We start from the raw sequence: 23585 nt of genomic DNA on the forward strand, positions 1-23585 counted from the left end.
GTTGTGTCCTTATTTAGATTTAAGCATTCCGTTATAATCATCAGCTACCACATAGGCACCGTCTTCAATTGTATCGCAATCATAAACAGGTCGCTTACGGCCACCAACACCGGCCGGTTGTGTGGTAGCTCCTTTATTTTTGGCTGCTAACATTTTTTGAATGATTCGGGCCTCATCAGCCTGTAATTCTTTTTGTTTAGCTGCATCTTTGTCGTAATCCCAATAAGGGACACCATCTACATAAGTTTTTTCGGCAACAGCGTAAATCGATAAGGGATCTGTCGACCAGACAACCAGGTCGGCATCTTTGCCAGCCTTTAAGCTGCCGATCTTATCATCAACATGCAGCATTTTTGCAGGATTAAGGGTAACAAGCTTCAGCGCTTCTTCTTCGCTCATATGGCCATAGGTAACCGCTTTACCTGCTTCCTGGTTTAGGCGACGGGCCATTTCTTCATCATCAGAATTAAAGGCGGTAACCACACCCATATCATGCATGATCTTGCCGTTATATGGAATAGCTTCGCTAACCTCGTTTTTGTACGCCCACCAATCAGAAAAAGTAGAACCGGCAATGCCGTGTGTTTTCATTTTATCGGCCACTTTATAACCTTCAAGAATGTGGGTAAACGTATTTACTTTAAAGCCCATCGAATCGGCCACGTGGATCAGCATATTGATCTCTGACTGCACGTACGAGTGGCAAGTGATATGTCTTTTATCTTCCAGTATCTCTACCAGGGCATCCAGTTCAAGGTCGCGGCGTACATGGTTGCCTTTTACGGCAAGCGCCGCTTTATATTCCTTAGCACGGGTAAAGGCATCAACATAAACCTGCTCAACCCCCATACGCGATTGAGGGAAACGGGTATTAGGGCCGCCCGGTATGTTAAAGTTACTTTGCTTCACATTTTCGCCTAAGGCAAATTTGATAAAACCCGCAGCACCATCCAGTTTCAATTGTTCGGGCAGCACCCCCCATCGGTGTTTGATCAGCATAGTTTGACCGCCGACCGGATTTGCCGATCCATGCAGGATATGCGACGTGGTAACACCGCCCGCTAATTGACGATAAAGGTTAATATCTTCTGAATCCAACACATCGCCTATCCTCACTTCTGAGGTAACAGACTGTGTTCCTTCGTTAATACCACCTGTAGCAGCAATGTGCGAATGCTCATCTACTATACCAGCGGTAATATGTTTGCCCGTAGCATCAATCACTTTGGCATTACCTGCCGATAAATTTTTGCCTACCGCTTTGATCTTTCCGTTTTCAATCAATACATCGGCATTTTTTATGATGCCTTCTTTCTCGTTTGTCCAGACGGTCGCGTTTTTAAATAAAACCGTTTCGGCCTTTGGAATTTCAGCATTACCAAAGGCGGCGAACGGATATACAACCGGCCCATAACTTAGATCAGGCTTTGGCTGTTCACGGTGTTCGGCCGCAGGTACCGGACCTGAATACACAGCCGACCAATTGGTTGAACTGCCGTCAGGCAAAGTAGCGCCGCCGGTTAAAGTTAAAGGCGAGGTATTCGAGATGTAACCATTTAAGCGGATAGTCCCGGAAGGTTTGTTTTTCAGGTCGAAATATAAAGTAACCATATCGCCATTGCGGATAAAAGTACCGCGGGCACGCACACTGTCAGCACCAGTACGCTGGGCACTCAAATCATACGAGCCGGGATTGCCCGTGACCTTCAGTTCTATACCTGCCAATCCATCACCGCTTAGTTTATAATTGCCTGCCAGGTTAATGGCGCTTACCCGGCTTACTATATACTGCCTGCCTTCTACCCAATTCTCATAGATCACATTTTCTTTTTTAAACAGATCGTCAGACGTGATCAGGAAGTTGGCCATTTTGCCTTTGGCAAGTGTGCCAACCTTATCGCTTACACCTAACATTTCTGCGGGGATCTCGGTAAGTGATCTTAAGGCCTGTGCTTCGGTCAAGCCATGCTCAATGGCAGTGCGCAGGTTTGTCCAAAAATCGCGTGGGTTATTTAAACCGAACGAGGTTATTGCAAAACGGATGCCTGCCTTTTCCATCAGTGCCGGATTGTTAGGTGCAAGTTCCCAGTCTTTTAACTGTTCGTAAGAGATCTTACGGGCTTGTAGCGGATCCTCCACATCAAAAGCATCAGGGAACGTAAGCGGAATAATGAAACTACTGCCGGTTGCTTTCATGGCATCCATGCGGCGGTATTCGTCGCCATCTGTTTTATACACGTATTTCTTACCAAACTCTTTGGCTATTTTATCGGCACGTAATACCATTAATTGATCACCAGCCTCAAATATCTGCGGTAGGTTTTGCTGACGGTTAAACTCGGCTAATGAAATATTATATTCTTCTTTCTGGCTATTGTACCATTGCGCATCAAGATAAGTTTGCCTGATCAGGGCGATACTCCCCATTAATGAAGATGGATAGTTAGTTGCCGCTGTACCTTTTGAAAATGAATAATTTGCAGCCGCTTCGTCCTTCAAAACAACCAGGTTATCACGTTCATCGCCCAATGTTGCAACAACTGATGTACCTCTTGCAATGCCGTCATGAATTAACGATTGTACCGCACCAAATCCATTCTTTTTAAATGCCTCGGCTTTTGATCCGTCAGAATGAAATATCGACTTTACATTCATTTCCGGGCGGATGGCTTCGTTCCAGCCATAAGCGCCTGGTTTTGTTGATAAGGGTGTGATGGTACGCCCGGTAAAAGCTTGGCGCGGCGCATCAGGTAAACCGTAAGTTGTGTAAGCATCAATCAGGCTTGGATAAATATATTTTCCTTTAAGGTCGACAACAACATATCCCTTCGGGATAGCTGTACCGGCACCTACAGATTCAATTACCCGGTCTTTAATTAATAAAGTGCCGTTCTGAATAGTTTGCTGCGAGTTTACCACTATAGTGGCGTTTGTAAAAGCGTATAACCCCGGGCGGATATCCTGTACGCCATTAACAGGAAAGGTTTGCTGCGCTTTTGAGTAGTTAAGCAAAAGCACAGCAAAACCACAAAGTATAAGTTTCTTCATGTGATTAATTAGGAGTCAGTTAAGTATCACCGAATATAATTGTAAAAAATAAGTTTTTTACGTAGTAACAGAAATGTTAGATAGAGGAAAAACATAGCTACTCAATCAAAAGTAACAGGCAGCCAAATATTTATAAACAAAAAAGACCCGCATTACTGCAGGTCTTTTTTATAATATTTAAAATATACGACTTATTTCACCGCGTCAACCACTGCTTTAAAAGCATCAGGGTTGTTCATAGCTAAATCAGCTAATACTTTACGATTTAAACCAATGTTTTTAGCGGCTAATTTACCCATTAATTGTGAGTAAGATATTCCGTGCTGACGGGCACCTGCGTTGATACGCTGGATCCATAAAGCTCTAAATTCTCTTTTCTTGGTTTTACGGTCGCGGTAGGCGTATTGTAAACCTTTTTCTACTGTGTTTTTAGCAACGGTGTAAACCTTGCTGCGTGATCCCCAATAACCTTTGGCGAGGATCATGATCCTTTTTCTGCGTCTTCTCGACGCTACGGCGTTAACTGAACGTGGCATTTTGTTTGTTTTTTGGTAGTGAGTGTCTTTAAAAGATCTTTAATACTCTAATACCTGGTTAATTAATTTGTTAATTACTTTCCGATTGCAAGCATACGTTTTACGTTACCCATATCAGCATCAGAAACTAAACTGGTGTGAGTTAGGTTACGCTTACGTTTTGTAGACATCTTGGTTAAGATGTGGCTTTTGTATGCGTTCTTTCTTGCAATTTTACCGGTTCCAGTAAGCTTAAAACGCTTTTTAGCACTGGAATTGGTTTTCATTTTTGGCATATCCGTTATTTATTTGTGTTAGTTACCTGCGTTATCTCAACGCGTTATCTTTATGTGCAACAGCACGTTATAATTACTTTTTAGCTCCTTTTGAGGCTACGGTTAAAAACATCCGCTTTCCTTCCAGTTTTGGCAACTGCTCAACTTTGCCTACTTCTTCTAAAGCCTGTGCAAAACGCAGTAACAATATTTCGCCCTGCTCTTTGTAAACAATAGCACGGCCTTTAAAATGTACGTATGCCCTAACCTTTTCGCCGGCTTCTAAAAATTTGGTAGCATGCTTTAATTTAAAATCAAAGTCATGGTCATCAGTATTAGGGCCGAAGCGAATTTCTTTTATAACTGTTTGCTTGGCATTGCTCTTTATCTCTTTAAGCTTTTTCTTTTGTTCGTAAATAAACTTGTTATAGTCAGTTACTTTACAAACCGGCGGAACGGCGTTTGGAGATATCTCTACCAGGTCTAATTCCTGCTCTTCGGCAATAGCCAAAGCATCTTTTAGGGAATAAACACCCTGTTCTACATTGTCGCCTACTAAACGAACTTCTGCAGCCCTGATAAATTGATTAATGTTGTGTTCGGCTTCTTTTTTCTTGAAAGGAAGCCTTGGTCCTCTGTTGAAGGGTTTGTTTAATGCCAAGTTATACGGTTATTTCTTTAATTATTTGTTTTTTAAATTCTTCTATACTCATTCTTCCCAAGTCGCCCTGACCATGTTTACGAACAGAAACAAAGTTTTCTTCTGCTTCTTTTTCGCCTACAATCAGCATATATGGGATCTTTTTGACTTCGGCATCACGGATCTTTCGACCAATTTTTTCATCCCTAAAGTCAATCAGCCCGCAAATATCGGAATCTTTTAACTCATCTGAAAGTTTTTTTGCATATTCTTCATATTTTTCAGAGATAGGCAGGATAATAAATTGTTCGGGCGATAACCAAAGCGGGAAATTACCGGCACAATGCTCAATTAACACAGCCACAAATCGTTCCAGTGAGCCAAATGGCGCGCGGTGGATCATTACCGGGCGGTGTTTCATGTTGTCGCTTCCGGTATATTCTAACTCGAAACGTTCAGGCAGGTTATAATCAACCTGGATAGTGCCTAATTGCCATTTACGGCCAAGAGCATCCTTCACCATAAAATCAAGCTTAGGACCGTAAAACGCGGCTTCGCCTAATTCAACTACAGTTTTTAAACCCTTTTCGTCAGCAGCTTCAATGATAGCGCTTTCTGCAAGCGCCCAGTTCTCGTCGGTACCAATGTATTTGGCCTTATTTTCCGGGTCGCGAAGCGATACCTGCGCAGTATAATCTTCAAAGCCCAAAGCTTTGAATACATACAATACCAGGTCTATCACCTTCATAAATTCTTCTTTCACCTGGTCGGGACGGCAAAATAAATGCGCGTCGTCCTGTGTAAATCCGCGTACGCGGGTTAAACCATGCAGTTCACCGCTTTGCTCATAACGGTATACAGTACCAAACTCGGCCAAACGAACCGGAAGGTCTTTGTATGACCGTGGTTTTGTTTTGTAGATCTCGCAATGGTGCGGGCAGTTCATCGGTTTTAAGAAGAACTCCTCTCCTTCCTGCGGAGTTTTTATCGGCTGGAAAGAGTCGGCACCATATTTTTCATAGTGGCCTGAGGTTACATATAGATTTTTATGACCTATGTGCGGAGTGATCACCTGCTCATAACCCGCTTTAACCTGCGCTTTTTGTAGGAAACTTGCCAGGCGTTCGCGCAAGGCAGTGCCTTTTGGTAACCACAAAGGCAGGCCCATGCCTACTTTCTCTGAGAAAGCAAACAGTTCCAGTTCTTTACCCAGCTTACGGTGATCGCGTTTCTTAGCTTCTTCCAGCAAATGCAGGTAATCTGTTAACTCGCTTGCTTTGGGGAATGTTACGCCATAAATACGGGTTAGCTGCTTACGGCTTTCGTCGCCGCGCCAGTAAGCGCCGGCAACGCTCATTAACTTAACAGCCTTTATGAAACCAGTGTTAGGGATGTGCGGCCCGCGGCAAAGGTCGGTGAAGTTACCCTGTGTATAAAAAGTGATCGAGCCGTCAGGCAGGTCCTTGATCAGGTCCAACTTGTACTCATCATCCTTTTCAGTAAAATAAGTTATAGCATCAGCCTTTGAAACAGGTGTGCGGACAAATGTTTCTTTAGTTTTTGCTAGCTCAATGATCTTATCTTCAATTTTCTTGAACTCCTCTGACGAAAATTCGCGGTCGCCAAAATCTACATCATAGTAAAAGCCGGTTTCAATAGCCGGGCCGATACCAAATTTTGTTCCCGGGTATAAGGCCTCAAGCGCCTCAGCCATTAAGTGAGCAGACGAATGCCAAAAAGTTGATTTACCTTGTGTATCGTTCCAGGTTAACAGTTTTACGTGCGCGTCTTTTTCAATCGCGCGGCTTGCGTCCCAAACCTGGCCGTCAACTTCGGCTGCTAATACGTTACGGGCTAAGCCTTCAGAGATCGACAGTGCGATCTCCATGGCAGTGATCCCTGCGTCATACTGACGTACGGACCCATCGGGTAGTGTAATATTAATCATCTACAACTATGATTTAAAGTTTATAAAATTACGTTTTGCGGTCACCTACGTGTGTGACCTGTTATTTGTGTGCGAATTTACAATAATTTTAGAATTATAATGGCTCTTATAACGGTATAGTTAAACAGCCTATCGTAATTTCTTTTCGTAATGCTCCCTTACATGCCGATTGATATACGTAGTTAACCCAACCCCTTTCTCAGCCAGTATTTTCATCTCGGCAATAGCAGCGGGGCCGGCACTTTTATTGGTATAAACATAAACCGACCCATCCCTGAATTTTACACTAATGCTGTCGGCCTCTGTTTCGTAGGCAATTACTCCTGTATCAAGATCAGCCGATCTATACTTTTTCATATCTATCGTGTAGCAAATCAATTGCCAAATAATCTTTGTTATGACTTAACGGACTGTAAATGTCTTTAGATAATGGTAAGGCATCAGCAGTGCGGTTTCTTAAAAAGTTTATTTACTTTTAGCGCAATTAATCAACCTGATAACTTCCTGTTTTAACTTATGAATCTGAAAAAAGTATTTACTTTATTGCTCTGTACCGGATTTTCGTCCGCGTTATTTGCCCAAACCTGGCAGCCTAAAACCGCTCCGTTAATGAGCAAGTTTGCCAAGGACGTAAACCCCGATCATGTATTGCCCGAATATCCGCGCCCTCAACTGGTGCGTAAAGAATGGCTTAACCTTAACGGCATCTGGCAATACCAGCCCGGCGCTGCCGGCGACGCGTTGCCTACCGGCAAACTAACCAAAACTATCCTTGTTCCATTCCCGGTTGAGTCGGCCTTGTCTGGTGTAAGAGAACATCATGACCGTTTATGGTATCGACGCAGCTTTACTGTACCCGCAGCCTGGAAAGGCAAGAACGTTATTTTACATTTCGGCGCAGTTGATTTTGAGTCGGAGGTATTTGTAAACGGCAAAAGCTTTGGTATACACAAAGGCGGTTATGACCCGTTTGCGTATGATGTTACGGCCGCCCTGAAAGGTACAGGCCCCCAAGAACTTACCGTACGTGTTTACGATCCAACTGATAACGGGGGCTATCCGCGCGGCAAGCAAACGTTAAATCCGCAGGGAATAATGTACACATCTGTTACCGGTATCTGGCAAACAGTTTGGGCCGAGCCCGTTGCTAAAACCAGCATCAGCGAGATCAAGATCGTTCCGGACGTTGATAACTCAGCTGTTAAGCTAACTGTTAATACAACAGGTAATGCCGCAGGTGCATCGGTTTCGGTAAAGGTAAAAGATGGCAACAACGTGATTAGCACGGTATCTATAAAACCTAATGTTGAAACCAGCGTTAAGGTGGCTAATCCTAAACTGTGGTTGCCCGATAGCCCGTTCCTTTATAACTTAGATATCGCGCTAAACAAAGGCGGCGCAAGCACTGACGCGGTATCCAGCTATTTTGGTATGCGTAAGATCTCTGTTCAAGAAGAAGGCGGCTTTAAAAAACTGTATCTGAATAATAAATTTCTGTTCCAGTTAGGCCCGTTAGACCAGGGCTTCTGGCCTGATGGCGGCTACACTGCCCCTACCGACGCAGCCTTAAAGTACGACCTGGAAATGATCAAGAAATTTGGTTATAACATGGTGCGTAAGCACATTAAATATGAGCCTTATCGCTGGTATTACTGGGCAGATAAGCTGGGACTATTGGTTTGGCAGGATATGCCTTCGCCAAATTCATATACCGAGCATGTGCCTCCTGTTGACACTGCCGAGTTCAGGTCTGAATTAACCCGTTTGATCAAAACCCACTGGAACTCGCCAAGTATTGTAACCTGGGTGATATTTAATGAAGCACAGGCACAGCATAATACAGCAGGCTTAGTAAGCATGGTACATAAGCTTGACCCGTCGCGTTTAATTAACCAGGCCAGTGGTGGTAACCACTTTGGTGTTGGTGACTTTCTGGATATCCACAGTTATCCGCCACCGGCAGTACCTTTCAGCAAGACACAGGTTTTGGCCTGCGGTGAATACGGTGGTATCGGTTTCATCATCCCAGATCATACCTGGAAAGTTGGTGACACCTATATCATGATCAACAACAAAAATGATTATACCGATCTGTACAATAAGTTTGCAGACGACTTAACGCTTTATAAAACCAACATGGGTTTAAGTGCAGCGGTTTACACAGAAATTACCGATGTTGAAGTTGAGTTAAATGGTTTACTAACTTATGATCGCGAGGTGATTAAAGGTGATATCGATAAGATCTACGCGGCAAATTATAAGGTGATCCATGACAACCTTTATATTAAAGAGGTTTTACCATCATCACAAAAACAAGCCCGCGAGTGGAAATACACCACTGACGAACCGCAAGGCGAATGGTTTCAAACCGCGTTTAACGATGCATCATGGAAAACAGGACCGGCTGGTTTTGGCAGCAAAGGTACACCGGGCGGTAACATAAAAACCAACTGGACTACAGACAACATTTGGCTGCGCCAGGAATTTACATTGGGTAACCTGACAGCCGAACAAAAAGATAAACTGGTGTTGTACGTTCACCATGATGAGGATTGCGAAGTTTATATCAATGGTGTTAAAGCTGCCGCTATCAGCGGATATTCATCTGCCTATACCGTAGTGCCAATGAATGCCGAAGGCAAAGCCGCAATTAAAACCAACGGCAAAAACATTATAGCTATTCACTGTAAACAAACGGTTGGTGGCCAATATATCGATGCCGGGCTTTCAATACTTAGCAAAACTAAGCTATAATAAGGCTATTAACTATAATATAAACAAAGAGGCTGTCTCAAAAGTGAGACAGCCTCTTTATATTTTAAAGTTTACCGTTAAAAATTATCAGCATCATTCAGATTATCAGCATCACTTACGGTTTGATTTATTGATGACATGATATTGCCAGCCAAAACATTTAAGCTTTGAAGTGCTCTTTTCGATTGATTTTTGTTAAAAGGGTTTACACCACCCGATAAAGCAAGGTCGGTTTTATTGCCGAGCAAATAATTCATTAACTTTTCCGCATAAAGTAAGTTTTTCACCTTGTTCGTATCTTCAGTTTCAATAACAATATTGTAGATGCGTGTTCGATATCTGCCATTTTTGCAATCTATCTGAATAGTCATATCGACATCGTAATCCCGTTCCATTTCTAATATACTTTTAAATGTCAACAATTCCCGCCCATTGCCAACAACACGCCCAATAACATCGTCCTGAATTTGGATACTTTTAGTATTTTTATAATGCTTTATAAACCACAATTGGGCATTGCCAAACAGTTGTACATTTGATTTACCCGGCGCGCTAAAAACTTTTTGATACATGACATCTCCGTTGATAAAAGGTGTATTTAAACCAACAGTGTCTTTTTGTGCAAATGTAGTCTTGGCAAATAGTATAAATATTAATAGCGGTAGCTTTTTCATGGGTGATGATTAGGTTGAAGAATTAAGGCGTTTTAACTTTGACAGCAGCTGTTAAACTTCGTTTAACAGCTTTGAAAATAAAAAAAAGATGAAATTGAACTAACAATTTCATCGTTATGAATAGTCTTAAAATACTTGTCAGATTCTATCTGGCTTAAGAATATTATTGTATAAATTATGACAATAAACCAAATCCGGTTAATTATTTGCCGGTCATAGTCTGATTAATAGATGCCATAACGTTATCAATTAAACCATTTAATTTACCAAGTGCTCTCTTTGAATTATTTTTGTTAAAAGGAACCGGGTTATAACCTTCGGCATTTTTAACCTTTTGGCCTAAAATATAATTCATCATATCTTCTGCTTTACAAAACTCTCTTTCTTTGGTGGGATCACTTTGGTAACCGTAAACAATGTTATATATACGTACATTATAACCGCCGTCTTTACTATCAATTTGGATCATCATTTTTACCTTACAATCAACATCCGTACTGAACGGGCCATCAAACGTTAAAAATTCAGTACCATTGCCTATAACTTTCCCTGTTGGCTTGTCTTTAGTTTCAATTCCTTCGGCGCTTTTATAACGCTTTACAAACCACGATTCAGAATTGCTGTAAAGTTGATCTGCTGATTGGCCCGCTACGTTGTAGGACTTTTCGTAAACAATTTCGCCGTTTTTAAATGGGACATTCGGCATCTCGAGCTTCTTTTTTTGAGCGAATGTAATTTGGCTGATCAGTACAAATGTTAGTAAAAATAACTTTCTCATAAATGATTAATTAAGGTAATATTTATAATTGGCTGCCGCTGTTATGGCTAATGATTTAATTCGTTTAACATAACGAAAATTTATTTAAAACATTATACATTACCCCAACCATTTGCTAGTACATCGGCAAGGTGCATGGTTTTAATGGGCAAGCTGTTTTTGTCGATGTAGCTTTGCAGGTGTAACAGGCAGGAAGCATCGGTCGAAATAATGTAATCCGCTTCAACACCAAGTGCATAGTCTACTTTCTGTTGTGCCATAGCGCTTGATATAGCGTCAAACTTAACCGTGAATGTACCACCAAAACCACAACAGGTATCGCCCTGCGGCAGGTCGACCAGTTCAAGGCCTAAAACTTTTGATAATAATTGACGAGGTTCCTGTTTGAGCTGGCATTCGCGCAAAGCTGCACAGCTATCATGATAAACAGCACGGCCATCCAGTTCGGCACCGAAGTAATCAAACTGTAAGATATTCACTAAAAAGTCTGACAGTTCATAAATATTGCCTTGTATGGTTCTGCATTTGTTATGAATAACTGTATTAGTGAACAAGTCGTTATAATAGTTCTTAACCATACCTGTGCACGATGCTGATGGCGTTACAATAACGCTATCGTCCGAAAATCCATTCAGAAATTTACTGCCTACTTCTTTGGCATCGTCCCAAAAACCGGCATTGAAAGCGGGCTGCCCGCAGCAAGTCTGATCCGGATTATATTCAACAACACAGCCTGCCTTTTCAAGTAACTTGGCCGTATTAAAAGCAGTTTCGGGAAATAACTGGTCTATGAAACAAGGAATAAATAGTTCAGTCTTCATTGGCCGCTAATTTCAACTTTTTTTTCGGATTTTCTTTTCTTGTTGATGCAAAGAAATTAGCAATACCAAACCAATCATAAAGAAAACACAAAGCATTAGTGCCGAGTTACGCATGTTCCCGGTAAGCTCTTCAATAAATCCAAAACTGAACATTCCGCCTACAATTGCCAGCTTCTCAGTCACATCATAAAAGCTAAAAAAAGATGCAGTATCGGGGATATTTTGAGGCAGGTATTTAGAATAAGTTGACCGGGAAAGCGATTGGATCCCTCCCATGATCAGGCCTACAATACCGGCTAAACCATAAAATTGAAATGCAGTTGTAGTTAAATAAGCACCCACGCAAGCCAGTATCCAAACGACAACCACACCTGCCAGCACCAATACGTTACCATATTTCTCAGACAGCTTGGACATCAGGTTGGCGCCGCCGATGGCAACAAGCTGAATTATCAGCACAACTGTAATCAAGTTCGGCGTAGGCAAATTCAGTACTTTGGCGCCAAAACTTGCGGCAACCAGCATAATGGTTTGTACGCCCATCGAGTAGAAAAAGAATGCTGGCAGATAACGTTTTAACAAAGGCATATTCTTAACCTGCTGCCATACTTTCCCTAACTCAATAAAACCGCCCTTTATAATATTTTGATGATTGGAATGTGCATTGGGGCTGCCTTTTGGCAATACAGTGAATGGAATGTATGCGAACCCTATCCACCACACCCCTACCATCAAAAATGATAGCTGCGCCGCGCCAGATGCTGATAACCCAAAGTTTTTTGGAAAAAGTACAAATACAAAACAAATGATCTGTAGTAAAACGCTGCCTATGTAACCATAGGTAAAGCCTTTAGCGCTTACTTTATCCTGCATATCCAACGTTGCAATTTCGGGCAGGTATGAATTATAAAATACAAACCCGCCGGTATAACCTATTGCCGCGAGGCCAAAACAAATGATACCAAACTCTAAAGTACTCAGCTTAAAAAAGAATAGACAGCAGCATGATATTGCACCCAGCCACGTAAAGCACTTCATGAAGATCTTTTTGTTTCCCTGGTAATCGGCTATCGAGGTCAAAATGGGTAACAGCAGTGCCACAATCAGGTAAGATGCAGCAAGAGCGTAATCTGACAAAGCTGTATTTACAAAACTTTTACCGAAAAACATCACCCTATCCCCGGTAGCTTTATTAGCTGTTATAGCCACGTAATAAGCCGGAAAAATAGTTGATGTAATAACCAGGTTATATGCCGAGTTAGCCCAATCAAAGAAGGCCCAGGCGCGAATAGTTTTTTTATCGTTCTTCTCCACTGACTGATATCTTGAGTGAATATTTCTTCATTAAACTACTTCTGCATGTAATGTGGTCGATTCATTTTTAGCTTTCTTTTCGGCGGCAAATAAGGCTATCAATAATATCAGTCCGACAACAAAAAAGCAATCCAACGCTAATGCCGAATCGCGCATTTCGTGGGTATAATCCTCTACTAAAGCAAAAACAGCAAGGCCTACAACAATAGATAGTTTCTCAGTTGCATCATAAAAACTAAAATAAGATGCCGTATCCGGAATATTCTCGGGTAACAATTTGGCATATGTCGAACGGGATAAAGACTGGACGCCGCCCATTACTATCCCAACTGCGAATGCCGCTACATAAAATTGATTTTGGTTAGAAATATAGTAAACACTCAAACAAGTCAATGTCCAAAAAACTACCAGAACTATTAGCGCTTTTGTATTACCATATTTATTTGAGGCTAAAGAAGTAAGCCACGCACCAATTATGGCTACCACTTGTATGATCAGGATAATAGTGATCAGGTCATCGTCTTTCATGTGTAATTCTTTTGCAGCAAATTCGGCAGCAACAAGCATAATGGTCTGCACACCTACAGAATAAAAGAAAAACGCAGGTAAAAATCGTTTAACTAAAGGCATATTTTTTATTTTACCGAACACCTTGCCCAACTCTTTAAACCCACCTGTAATTACGTTGAATTTATGGGATCCGGCGTTAGGCTCACCTTTAGGTAATATCTTAAAAGGAATAATGGCAAAACCTATCCACCATAAAAAAACAATGATAAAGGAGATCCGCGCCCCCATATCTTCAGTGATTCCAAATGAACTGTGGAATAACACCCCTACCAAACAAACCAATTGCACTACAATGCTGCCTGCAAAGCCATAGATAAAACCTTTGGCGCTAACGTCATTCTGTTTATCTAATGTGGCTATTTGTGGCAGATAGGAGTTATAGAAAACAAATCCCCCGCAATAGCCAATGGTAGCTAAACCAAAGCATATCATTCCAAACTCTATCGGACCGCCTTCTTTTAAAAAGAACAAACCGGCGCATGCCAAAGCACCTACCCAGGTAAATAATTGAAGGTATAATTTTTTAGCTCCGCGATAATCAGCAATTGATGTTAGTATTGGTAATAAAAGTACAATGAGCAAGTACGATACTGCTAAAATGTAATTTTGCAATACGGTATTAACAAACTTATGACCAAAGAAGCTAACCGTGTTTTTACCGTAAACGGTATTAGCTGTAATGCCTACGTAATATGCGGGGAAAATGGTGGACGTGATCACCATGTTGTATGACTGGTTTGCCCAATCGAACATACACCATGCCCAAATAGTTTTCTTGTTGTTTTTTTCTTCCATGTAGAAGCTAAAAGTATATATTTTTTGGCAGTTACAAAACTATGCTTTGTTGGTGATAAGCATCATTTTTACTTATAACGCGGTTTCCGTTTTGGTGGAGTTTTTTGTTAGCCGGACTTACTCTAATTATTTTAACAAAGCATATAAATGCTCATCCATAACCTCACCATTTTTTACTATCGCATTTTTAAGGATTCCCTCTTTTTTAAAACCCGCTTTCTCGAGAACACGCATAGAGGCCGGGTTATTATCATTTACAATTGCCTGGATCCGGATGATATCAAAATTATGAAAGGCATAGTTTGTAATTAAATTGACGGCTTTAGTCATGATTCCTTTGCGCCAGTGATCCTGGCCGAGCCAATAACCCAAGGTGAATGTTTTATAATGAATATCGTGTTCTGGTTTTAGTTCTATAGCTCCCGCTACCTGTTCGTTAATAACAATGGCAAAATTTGTTATGGGACTTTGATCATGCAGCATTACTACCCAATTAGCTGCATCGGCCAAGGTATAGGGATATGGGAAGCGGTCAAATAAATAGCGCGAAATATTGTTGTTATTTGCCTGTTGCTGCAATGATATCTCATCGCCGGCTTGCCATTGCCTTAATATGAATGTATTTCCTTTCAGTTCCATATAATTGGGTATTTACTTCTTTAGTCGTTTTACTATCCACGGCAAGGTAAGCCCCTGGCCCAGTAAAGAAAGCAATACCACAGCGATAGACAGAAAAACAATCTCGTTTCGCATAGGAAAAGGTGCGCCATTCTCCAGGGTGACAGGTAAGCCTATCGCGATTGCTAACGAAACAATGCCCCGCATACCCGACCAGGTAATAATAAAACTTGTCTTTGAATCAAACAAGGCATCCTCACTAACTTTACGTTTACCTTCAAAAGCTCTTTGCAGATCGAATTGCTGAAGGTAAACCCTGATCAATCTTATTACGATAGTTACAGCAGTTATAATTGCTGCATAACCAATAAACGGCCATATTTGAGCCGATGCCATATGCTTCAACACTAAAGGAAACTGTAAGCCTATCAGCAGGAAAATAAGTCCGTTAAGCAAGAATGTGATCACTTCCCAAAAGTAACGGGACTGCTCTTTAAACTTCTCCGGGAACTTTTCACGACTTAGGCGCGACATCCCCAAGCCTAACACGACTACACCGATAACACCTGATACATGAAAATGCTCGGCTACAAGGTAAGTTACAAATGGCATTAAAAGCAGCAAACTTGCCACTACCATGGCATTGCCTTTAAAATATCTTAGTGTATAAGCCAATATTCTTGCCATTACTACCCCGATCACGAAGCCGCCGCCCAATACAATTAAAAATTGCACAATACCTTTCCACCAAACAAAGGCAATACCTGTAACCGCCGCCACAGCAAAACGATAAGCCACCAATGCCGAAGCATCATTAACCAGGCTTTCACCTTCAAGAATGGTTACGGTTTTATGAGGCAGGCCCAAGCCCTTGGTGATTCCCATAGCGGCGACAGCATCGGTAGCCGAAAGAATAGCGCCTAATACAAAAGCCAGCGGCCATGAAAGGCCTGCTATGAGGTAATGCGCGGTAACGGCTATCCCGGCAGTTGTCAGGAACACCAATCCAATGGCCAGTGTGCCGATGGTATTACGGTTGGTACGGAACTCTGCAAACGAGATGTTGAACGCGGCATCATACAATAAGGGAGGCAGGAAAAGCAGCATAATGATATCCGGGTTCAGTTCGATACCCGGCATGGCCGGTACAAAGCCAACACCTATGCCAACCAATAGCAGTAGCACAGGTACCGGGATCTTTACCTTTTCGGCAATGCCCGACGCCCCGATCATCAGCGCCATGATGACTAATATAACGGTGTAGTTTTCCATCAGTTTAACAAAAGTATTATTGCCGGGTTAAACTACCAACGTTAATTGGTTTAATTGAAAATAAAAAAGCCATTAACTGTATGAGTTAACGGCTTTTTTGTGCGGAAGAAGGGACTCGAACCCCCACGCCGTGAAGCGCCAGATCCTAAGTCTGGTGCGGCTACCAATTACGCCACTTCCGCTTTAGGATTTTTAAGAGCGACAAAGATATGATTATTTAAGTGATTTCACAGATATTTTTGTGAGATTTTGCCAATTGATGCGGATTGCATTGATTCTAATAGAGTTAGCAATTCAATAAATTTTTCGGTTGAATGTACAATAGACAATATTAGTACATCATATTATTGATTATAGATCTGGTAAACGCCTACTATCTTCCTATTATTACCTACCAACACGTTAGTTATCTTCTTATCCATCATTAGACCCTCTATCTGGCTTACAAATTCGTCGCCGTCGACGATTACGGGATTGGTCGTCATCATATCTTCAACAGATAGTTTGGATGCGTCGGGGTTTTTAAGCAGCGCTCGGCGCAGATCGCCATCGGTTATCAGGCCTGATATATGATTTTTATCACCTACGATTACCATACCAAGCTTACCTTCTGACATACGCAGCAGCACGTCTGTAAAATGTGCATCGGTTTGTATGAACGGCAAATTATCTGTACGCATCAGGTCTTTTACTCGGGTAAGCAGTTTTCGGCCCAGACTGCCGCCCGGGTGAAAACGGGCGAAGTCTTCTTCCTGGAACTTGCGCGACTCCATCAAAGCAATAGCCAGAGCATCGCCCATAACCAATGCTGCCGTGGTTGACGATGTTGGCGCCAATGCCAGCGGGCAGGCCTCGCGGGTAATTTTAATGTTTAAATGGTGACGGCTATTTTTAGCGATAGTTGAATTAATATTACCTGTTATGCTGATAATCACGTTCTTATTCCATTTAAGGAATGGGATGACTTTTAACACTTCGTCAGTCTCGCCCGAGTACGAGATCAGGATCACTGCGTCTTCAGAACCGATTATACCCAGGTCGCCGTGAAAAGCATCGCCGGGGTGCAGAAAGAAGCTTGGCGTGCCTGTGCTTGACAGTGTAGCTGCTATCTTTTTACCGATCAATCCCGATTTACCAATGCCGATAACGATAACCTTACCGCTGCTGTTCAATATGGCCTCAACCACTGTAGTAAAACTATCGTCTATCAGCCCAACCACATGCTGCAGCGATTCTATCTCGACCTCAAAAACCCTTTTGGCAATATCTTTCATGACCTCAACACACCCGGTTATACCTTATTTAGTAGTTAATTAACGGTTTTATCACTTCTTCCAGTTGGTGCAGTTTAACCATGTTAGGGCCATCGCTCAGTGCGTTGTCCGGGTCAGGGTGCGCTTCCATAAAGTAGCCGTCAGCGCCAAAAGCTTTAGCGGCAAGGGCCATCATAGGTACAAAGGTGCGGTCACCGCCGGTTTTGCCCCCTGCCCCACCCGGGCGCTGTACAGAGTGCGTACAGTCCATACAAACAGGGTAGCCAAAGGCTTTCATGTCATAGATGTTCCTGAAATCGACAGCCAGGTTGTTATAGCCGTACATGTTGCCACGTTCGGTTAAAATAACCTGTTCATTACCGGCCTCAACAACCTTCTGTGCGGGGTAAAACATATCCTGGCCTGATAAGAACTGCGCCTTCTTTACATTCACGATCTTGCCGGTTATCGCGGCAGCTACCAATAGGTCCGTTTGGCGGCATAGAAACGCCGGTATCTGCAGGATATCAACAACCTGTGCGGCTACAGCAGCCTGGTATGGCTCGTGGATATCTGTAGTAACAGGCAGGTTAAACTTCTCTTTTACGTTTTGCAGCATCTCCATGCCTTTCTCAATCCCCGGGCCGCGGTATGAATGTATGGAAGTGCGGTTAGCCTTATCAAACGATGATTTAAATACTACCTGTATCGGGTACTTCTGCCCCAATTCAGCCACCTTATCGGCAACGGTATATAAAAGATCCTGGTTCTCCATTACACATGGGCCCAATATAAAAAACGGCTTCTGCCGTATCTGTTCAAACAATGCCATGGTGCAAAGATGAGAATTTTTATCATTAGCCACTAATCGCCTTTGTTTATTGCTAAAGACGTAGCGTTTGTCTTAAGAGAGTATGACTACTGTACCAAACTGAATGTGTCCCGGTGATACATGTTGATACACCTGTTTTTGTAAATGCCTGATAATTAAAAAACTAATTTTGTGAAATTACTTTCATGATACATTTTGGTACAATTTTACAGTAAATTCATACTTAAAAATCTCGTAATATAATGCGCTATCCCGTACTTTTGCATTATGATCAATTATTTTGACTTTTACGCCATTCCGCAATCATTCAATCCTGATACTGTACAGCTAAAAAAGAAGTTTTACGAGCTGAGTAAACAATATCATCCCGATTTTTACGCCAACGAGGGTGAGGCTAAACAGCAGGAGATCCTGGAACTATCAACCCTGAACAACAAGGCTTATCAAACACTTTCAGACCCCAACAAGCGATTGGAATATATTTTGCGCTTGCATGACCTGGTATCAGAAGGTGCTAAACCACAGCTGCCTTCAGATTTTTTAATGGAGATGATGGATATAAACGAACGTATTATGGAAGTTGAAGACGCTACCGAGTTAGGACACATAACCGGCGAAGTGCTTGCTATTGAAGGCGATATGAACGAAGAATTAAATACACTTACTACCTATTACGAACAATTAGACGATACCGCCAAAGAAAGCCGTTTAAACGAAATTGCAAATGTGTACTACCGCCAAAAATATTTGTTGCGTATTAAGGAGAGCATGACCAATGTGTCGCAGCGGTTATCCATTTAGCCTATTAGTATAGGCCATCTTTTGTGGTTTTTCAGGATATCCGGTATGTATAAAAAAAATCCCTCAACATAAAATACCATATGCACCGCTTTAGCATAAGTTGCCGGTAATGAACGACGCCCCTTCAATAACGATACTTAAGTAGAGAATTTTGTCACTTTTATGATATATTTACAATCTTTTATGATATATTTACAATATAAATATTAGTTGTACAACAAATTTGCCAACTTGCCGTTAGGTGAACAAATGAATATTTTTTTATAAGATTAAATATTCACCTACCCCCCCTAAAATTAGTTATATAAAGCCATTTGATTAGTAAGATCACTAATTTACTAAACTGACTTTAGTCAATTCTACCAATTTATTTATTAACCAATCTATTTATGAAAAAACAAAAACGCATTATGAAAACATTTTTATTTGGGAAACGCTTTGCGGCAGTTGTAGCAATTGCGCTTATGGTCCAAACAGGCTGTAAAAAGGAGAAAGGCTACTACGACAGCAAGCCTGTCGCAGGTTCAGGCAACTTAACCGCTTATGATTATTTAAAAAGCAAGCCAGGAATTTATGATTCGTTATTATTAGTTGTTAACGCTTTAGGTTACCAACAGACTTTAACTGACAGTAGTGTTACGGTATTCGCGCCGTCTAACCAGAGTTTTAAAATCGCCATTTCAAACTTAAATACTATCCGTCAAAGTCTTGGACAAGCCCCTGTTTATTTGACCCAGCTTGCCAAGGGCGGCGACGCTATAACTGACCCTAAGGCCAAGAATAAGGCTAACCGTGACAGGGCACAGTTAGATACCATGGTTTCGATGTATATTATCCGGAATCAATACACGTCTACTGATTTCTCGGTTGGTGACGGACAGACTGTAGCCACCGTTCGTAATAATTACCCTATGCATGGCCAACGGATTTATGGAGATGCTGAAGGTTATGTAGGCGGAGGTGCCGCGTTGGTTGAATATGCCGATACTAAAAGGAGCTTATTCGTTTCCAATTGGTCAAAAAGCACCACCTCGTCGGTTGATATTAAAACAAAAAACGCTATTGTTAACCTGATGAGTGATGATCACGTATTTGGTTTCGATTCGTTTGTATCGCGGATGACGCTGATACCTGCCCCACCTGATGTTATTAACCCTAAAACAGATAGTTTGTGGGTTGTTTTCCCTGCCGGTTCAGGGTATACTGACGGACAAGTATCGCCTGGTGAGGTATATAAGAATCTTTTTGACAATACCGTGGGTACAAAATTTATCTGTTACATCAGCGTTCAAAACAACTGGTATCCTATATTGTATTGGAAACCCGCAAAGCCTACACCTGTAAATAGTTATTCGATGACCAGTGCCAACGATTCTAAGGAAAATAATCGTAACCCAAGAGCCTGGAGAGTACAAGGTACGCTTGCTGATCCCGCGAACGATACAGTCCCCGATGAGCAATGGGTAACCTTAGACGTAGAACAGGAACAGGACTGGAGTTCGAACTATCAATTAAGAAGTTGGTCCTTTAATAACACGGTGGCTTATAAGGCATACCGCCTGGTTTTACTTCAAACCGGTGACGGTCTGAATCCTCCGGATCAACTATTCCAGATTTCTGAGTGGACAATGAATTATCAAGATCCTAATCAATAAGAAATTTCTGACAGCTTAGAGCTACAAACAACAAAGCCATGTAAACTAACACTTTACATGGCTTTATTGTTATAACGACCCTTAACCGAGAGAATTCATCGCCTTAAGAGATACCGCATTTTTAATTTAACTCAATCTCATAAATGCCACAGGCCATAAAAGGAATTTAAAAAATATTTAATATAGACAAAATACCTGTTGCGAATTAAGGAGAGTTTAAATACATTTGCATCCCGCTTCTGAGGGTTGAAAGACATCATCAGATTAAGCATGCCCAGCTGGCGGAATTGGTAGACGCGCTGGTCTCAAACACCTGTGGGAAACCGTGCCGGTTCGACTCCGGCGCTGGGTACAAAGCCTTGACGTGAAAACATCAGGGCTTTGTTATTTTTTGGGGGTTCGAGTCCCTTCTTCCGCATATTTTTGAGAATAGCAGATTATCAAGTTAACGGCTTTTCGTTTTATTTTATCAAATCAAGAAATTTATATCAGGCTTTTTTATTTTGTTTGCGATGATTAATCCATTCAAGTAACAATGGCCTAAATTCGGTCATAGGTGTTATCTCACCATGTAATTCAACATTTGGATAGTTTAATGTAAGGTCGGGGTCTGCCCAATCAAAAGAAATACATTCCTCATATTGAATTTCGTTTAACGCGTTATCTATTTCTTCAATTATGCGTTCATATTCAACAATATGTAGATCCAATATGAATCTTAATTTATAAAACTTTTCATTATAGTAAGCTTTATTTTCCGTGAATTTGTCGTCATTTATAATGTGGGCCTCTTATATTGGCTCAATTCCACGTGCATTTTCAATGATATTTTTAAAGAAATTTAGTATTCCCATATAAATAAATTCTCTTTAAGACCCAACTTCAAGCCTATATCCCTTCCCACGCACAACAACAATATTAGTATTGGGGTCAGCTTCTAATTTTTTTCTGAGTTTTGAGATGAACATATCCAGGCTACGCCCTACAATAATGCCTTCATCTTCCCAGATCTCTTTTTGCAGCCGGCTTCTTTCAATGATCTCATTGGGCGATAACGCTAAAATTCGGAGTATGCGCGTTTCAGTTCCGGTCAGCTCTGCGGTATTCCCATTTATTGTCAGTTGCCGTTTTTCCGCATCAAACAAAACAGAGCCAAAAGTGAGTACCCCTGTGTGCTGATTATTATGTAAGTCTCTCCGCGGTTTAAACGATCTGAAAAACACAAAACCGATAAATGCTAAAACCGGCAGGCTACCCAGAAGATATTTGTTCTTTACCGCATTTATTCCTGTCGGTTTAAATTTTATATTGATGGTATAAGATGCTTTGGGTTGTTTCCTTCCTCTGCACGCTATAATATCGTCTTTTTTATTTCCGGATATAGCAAATCCGTAGGCTACACCGGCATTGCCACGGTTCAAAACATTAACAATATAATCACCTGCGAGTGGGTCTTTAGCTAATAAACGTTGGGTAGTGTTTACCAGGGAGTCCGCCTGGAAAGTAAGCTCATTTTCAAAACTGACCTGGTATTCATTTTTGGCGATCTTTTTTACCGGGAGCACCCTTGATGTACGGTCGCCGGATTGTGTGAGCAGTTCATCTCCTATCCTTCGGAGTAAAACTTCCCTCCTTGAAATAGCAAAATCGTCACTGCCGTTCATGCTGAAAGCCACACAGATCACAGCTACAAACGAAAGCAGTATCAACCCGAACAGGTATTTACGCTTCCCCGGGAAGAGTTTTTGGCTAAGACGCATACTGTCAATATTTTATTTACAAAGTTTGCATTTTTATTTACAATCCAAATTATCCAAGCCGAAAAACATCAAAGTAATTTTGCAGTATCAAATTTATAAGGACATGAAAAATAAAAAAATGAAAAGATTATTTGTGTTTGTTCCGGCCTCATTAGTGGTGTTATTTCTGCTAAATTCTTTTGTGGTAAAAGAAAATAAAACTGAGAAAAAAACAATAAAGCGGACTAAATCAGCGATTTTGAACATAATTTTCAGATCTACTGATGGCGGACAAACATGGCAGAACATTAGCGAAGGGCTGCCCGAAAATTTACAGAGAACAGGTGTGTGGGGCAAAGGCTTATTTACAAATGACCGTGGGCTCTATTTACGTGCCGGCAATGGGGTTTATCACAATGAACCAAATTCGACTACTTCTTTTTGGACAAAAGATCTTTTTCCAGGTGGACAACGTAACATTGCCCCCGGCAAGAATGGGATACTTGCTTATGATTTTAGGGGGCAATTTTTACAAAAAATAAACGGAACGACTGATTGGTCACCTACCTATACGAATTTCCAGGAGCAAGCCTTGCGCATAGACAAAACAGCAGATTGGATGTATAAGAATTATAAAGAGCGCGAAGTACGCAGCGTTTTTGAAACTGCCGGGGGCACCGTTTTCATTAGCTCGAACAACATGCTTTTTAGATCAACCAACGGTGGAAAAACCTGGAAACAAGTACATGTTGGAGATGGCAGCATGAAGTTGACAGAATCAAACGGTGTACTGCTGTCTACCAGCTTTGACGGAATATTAAGATCGACTGATGATGGCCAGACCTGGGAACGTGTGATCGGTGAAGGGGGTGCCGGCATAGCTGTGGAACATATAGATGGCGGATTTGCTGCTATAGCCCATAACACAATAACCCAAACAAACAGGATACACATTTCACTGGATAATGGAAAAACCTGGAATATCATAGGTGAAGAACTTCAGCCTTCTTGGAGTAGCCTATTCATGCAACAAATATTCGGGCTTCAGTCTTCATGGAGTATTTTATCAATCAAACAAGCCGGCAAATATTTAATCTGTGGCCGCTCAAACGGTATATTCCGGTCATCTGATATGGGCAAAACATGGACGAAACTATCACTTCCTTCTATACAAAATAACGGTTTCAATTTATCTGTTTCAGGCGATGTAATTTATATCTTACCCAACAAAGGATGTTAAAAGGTATTAATTAACCTGTGATTGGTGTTAGCGGGAATGATAA

21 protein-coding genes and 2 tRNA genes are annotated in these 23585 nt (G+C 41.5%); 5 read left to right on the forward strand and 18 right to left on the reverse strand.

Annotated features, from left to right (window positions below; genetic code table 11):
• Window positions 1-9 precede the first annotated feature (9 nt).
• The 6 genes from FO440_RS15790 to FO440_RS15815 form a co-directional block, all read right to left on the reverse strand.
• Complete coding sequence (locus FO440_RS15790; protein ID WP_144249259.1) at window positions 10-3048, reverse strand: amidohydrolase family protein; 3039 nt, start codon at window positions 3046-3048, stop codon at window positions 10-12.
• A gap of 191 nt (window positions 3049-3239) precedes the next feature.
• Window positions 3240-3584: a 50S ribosomal protein L20 gene (rplT, locus tag FO440_RS15795; RefSeq protein WP_144249260.1), complete on the reverse strand. Its 345-nt coding sequence runs from the start codon at window positions 3582-3584 to the stop codon at window positions 3240-3242.
• Window positions 3585-3658: 74 nt separating this feature from the next.
• Complete coding sequence (gene rpmI, locus FO440_RS15800) at window positions 3659-3859, reverse strand: 50S ribosomal protein L35 (RefSeq protein ID WP_144249261.1); 201 nt, start codon at window positions 3857-3859, stop codon at window positions 3659-3661.
• A gap of 73 nt (window positions 3860-3932) precedes the next feature.
• Complete coding sequence (infC, locus tag FO440_RS15805) at window positions 3933-4499, reverse strand: translation initiation factor IF-3 (protein WP_144249262.1); 567 nt, start codon at window positions 4497-4499, stop codon at window positions 3933-3935.
• Between the two features lies 1 nt (window position 4500).
• Window positions 4501-6426 (reverse strand): threonine--tRNA ligase, encoded by a 1926-nt coding sequence (gene thrS / locus FO440_RS15810; RefSeq protein ID WP_144249263.1) that lies wholly within the window; start codon window positions 6424-6426, stop codon window positions 4501-4503.
• 129 nt (window positions 6427-6555) lie between these two features.
• The gene (locus tag FO440_RS15815; protein WP_144249264.1) at window positions 6556-6783 is read right to left on the reverse strand and encodes a hypothetical protein; all 228 of its coding nucleotides are present in this window, start codon (window positions 6781-6783) and stop codon (window positions 6556-6558) included.
• Window positions 6784-6942: 159 nt separating this feature from the next.
• Here FO440_RS15815 and FO440_RS15820 point away from each other — a divergent pair, with 159 nt between their 5' ends.
• A complete protein-coding gene (locus FO440_RS15820; RefSeq protein WP_144249265.1) occupies window positions 6943-9180 on the forward strand; it encodes a glycoside hydrolase family 2 protein in 2238 nt (745 codons plus the stop codon).
• Between the two features lie 77 nt (window positions 9181-9257).
• Here the strand turns inward: FO440_RS15820 and FO440_RS15825 are convergent, their stop codons facing one another.
• The 10 genes from FO440_RS15825 to kdsA form a co-directional block, all read right to left on the reverse strand.
• Window positions 9258-9854, reverse strand: a complete 597-nt coding sequence (locus FO440_RS15825; protein ID WP_144249266.1) for a DUF4468 domain-containing protein — start codon at window positions 9852-9854, stop codon at window positions 9258-9260.
• A 202-nt stretch (window positions 9855-10056) separates the two neighbouring features.
• The gene (locus FO440_RS15830; RefSeq protein WP_144249267.1) at window positions 10057-10632 is read right to left on the reverse strand and encodes a DUF4468 domain-containing protein; all 576 of its coding nucleotides are present in this window, start codon (window positions 10630-10632) and stop codon (window positions 10057-10059) included.
• A 92-nt stretch (window positions 10633-10724) separates the two neighbouring features.
• Window positions 10725-11453: a (Fe-S)-binding protein gene (locus tag FO440_RS15835; RefSeq protein WP_144249268.1), complete on the reverse strand. Its 729-nt coding sequence runs from the start codon at window positions 11451-11453 to the stop codon at window positions 10725-10727.
• A gap of 12 nt (window positions 11454-11465) precedes the next feature.
• Window positions 11466-12767 carry an MFS transporter gene (locus tag FO440_RS15840; protein ID WP_144249269.1) on the reverse strand — a complete coding sequence of 434 codons (1302 nt, stop codon included), beginning with the start codon at window positions 12765-12767 and terminating at the stop codon, window positions 11466-11468.
• A gap of 30 nt (window positions 12768-12797) precedes the next feature.
• A complete protein-coding gene (locus FO440_RS15845) occupies window positions 12798-14132 on the reverse strand; it encodes an MFS transporter (RefSeq protein ID WP_144249270.1) in 1335 nt (444 codons plus the stop codon).
• A gap of 126 nt (window positions 14133-14258) precedes the next feature.
• Window positions 14259-14771, reverse strand: a complete 513-nt coding sequence (locus FO440_RS15850; protein WP_144249271.1) for a GNAT family N-acetyltransferase — start codon at window positions 14769-14771, stop codon at window positions 14259-14261.
• Between the two features lie 12 nt (window positions 14772-14783).
• Window positions 14784-16022 carry a Na+/H+ antiporter gene (locus FO440_RS15855; protein WP_144249272.1) on the reverse strand — a complete coding sequence of 413 codons (1239 nt, stop codon included), beginning with the start codon at window positions 16020-16022 and terminating at the stop codon, window positions 14784-14786.
• A 100-nt stretch (window positions 16023-16122) separates the two neighbouring features.
• A tRNA-Leu gene (locus tag FO440_RS15860) sits at window positions 16123-16204 on the reverse strand.
• A gap of 162 nt (window positions 16205-16366) precedes the next feature.
• The gene (locus tag FO440_RS15865; protein WP_144249273.1) at window positions 16367-17296 is read right to left on the reverse strand and encodes a KpsF/GutQ family sugar-phosphate isomerase; all 930 of its coding nucleotides are present in this window, start codon (window positions 17294-17296) and stop codon (window positions 16367-16369) included.
• Window positions 17297-17324: 28 nt separating this feature from the next.
• Window positions 17325-18107, reverse strand: a complete 783-nt coding sequence (gene kdsA, locus FO440_RS15870; RefSeq protein ID WP_144249274.1) for a 3-deoxy-8-phosphooctulonate synthase — start codon at window positions 18105-18107, stop codon at window positions 17325-17327.
• A gap of 267 nt (window positions 18108-18374) precedes the next feature.
• On the opposite strand from kdsA, the gene hscB reads away from it, so the two are divergent.
• The 3 genes from hscB (at window position 18375) to FO440_RS15885 (ending at window position 20915) form a co-directional block, all read left to right on the forward strand.
• Window positions 18375-18908, forward strand: a complete 534-nt coding sequence (hscB, locus tag FO440_RS15875; RefSeq protein ID WP_144249275.1) for a Fe-S protein assembly co-chaperone HscB — start codon at window positions 18375-18377, stop codon at window positions 18906-18908.
• 389 nt (window positions 18909-19297) lie between these two features.
• Window positions 19298-20563: a fasciclin domain-containing protein gene (locus tag FO440_RS15880; protein ID WP_144249276.1), complete on the forward strand. Its 1266-nt coding sequence runs from the start codon at window positions 19298-19300 to the stop codon at window positions 20561-20563.
• 272 nt (window positions 20564-20835) lie between these two features.
• Window positions 20836-20915: transfer RNA gene (locus tag FO440_RS15885), tRNA-Leu, on the forward strand.
• 136 nt (window positions 20916-21051) lie between these two features.
• Here the strand turns inward: FO440_RS15885 and FO440_RS15890 are convergent.
• Window positions 21052-21273 (reverse strand): hypothetical protein, encoded by a 222-nt coding sequence (locus tag FO440_RS15890; protein WP_144249277.1) that lies wholly within the window; start codon window positions 21271-21273, stop codon window positions 21052-21054.
• 159 nt (window positions 21274-21432) lie between these two features.
• A complete protein-coding gene (locus tag FO440_RS15895) occupies window positions 21433-22323 on the reverse strand; it encodes a winged helix-turn-helix domain-containing protein (protein WP_144249278.1) in 891 nt (296 codons plus the stop codon).
• Between the two features lie 118 nt (window positions 22324-22441).
• On the opposite strand from FO440_RS15895, the gene FO440_RS15900 reads away from it, so the two are divergent.
• On the forward strand, window positions 22442-23542 hold the full coding sequence (locus FO440_RS15900) for a WD40/YVTN/BNR-like repeat-containing protein (protein WP_246104242.1): 1101 nt from the start codon (window positions 22442-22444) through the stop codon (window positions 23540-23542).
• Window positions 23543-23585 lie beyond the last annotated feature (43 nt).

Source organism: Mucilaginibacter corticis, from assembly GCF_007558865.1.
GTDB lineage: Bacteria > Bacteroidota > Bacteroidia > Sphingobacteriales > Sphingobacteriaceae > Mucilaginibacter > Mucilaginibacter corticis.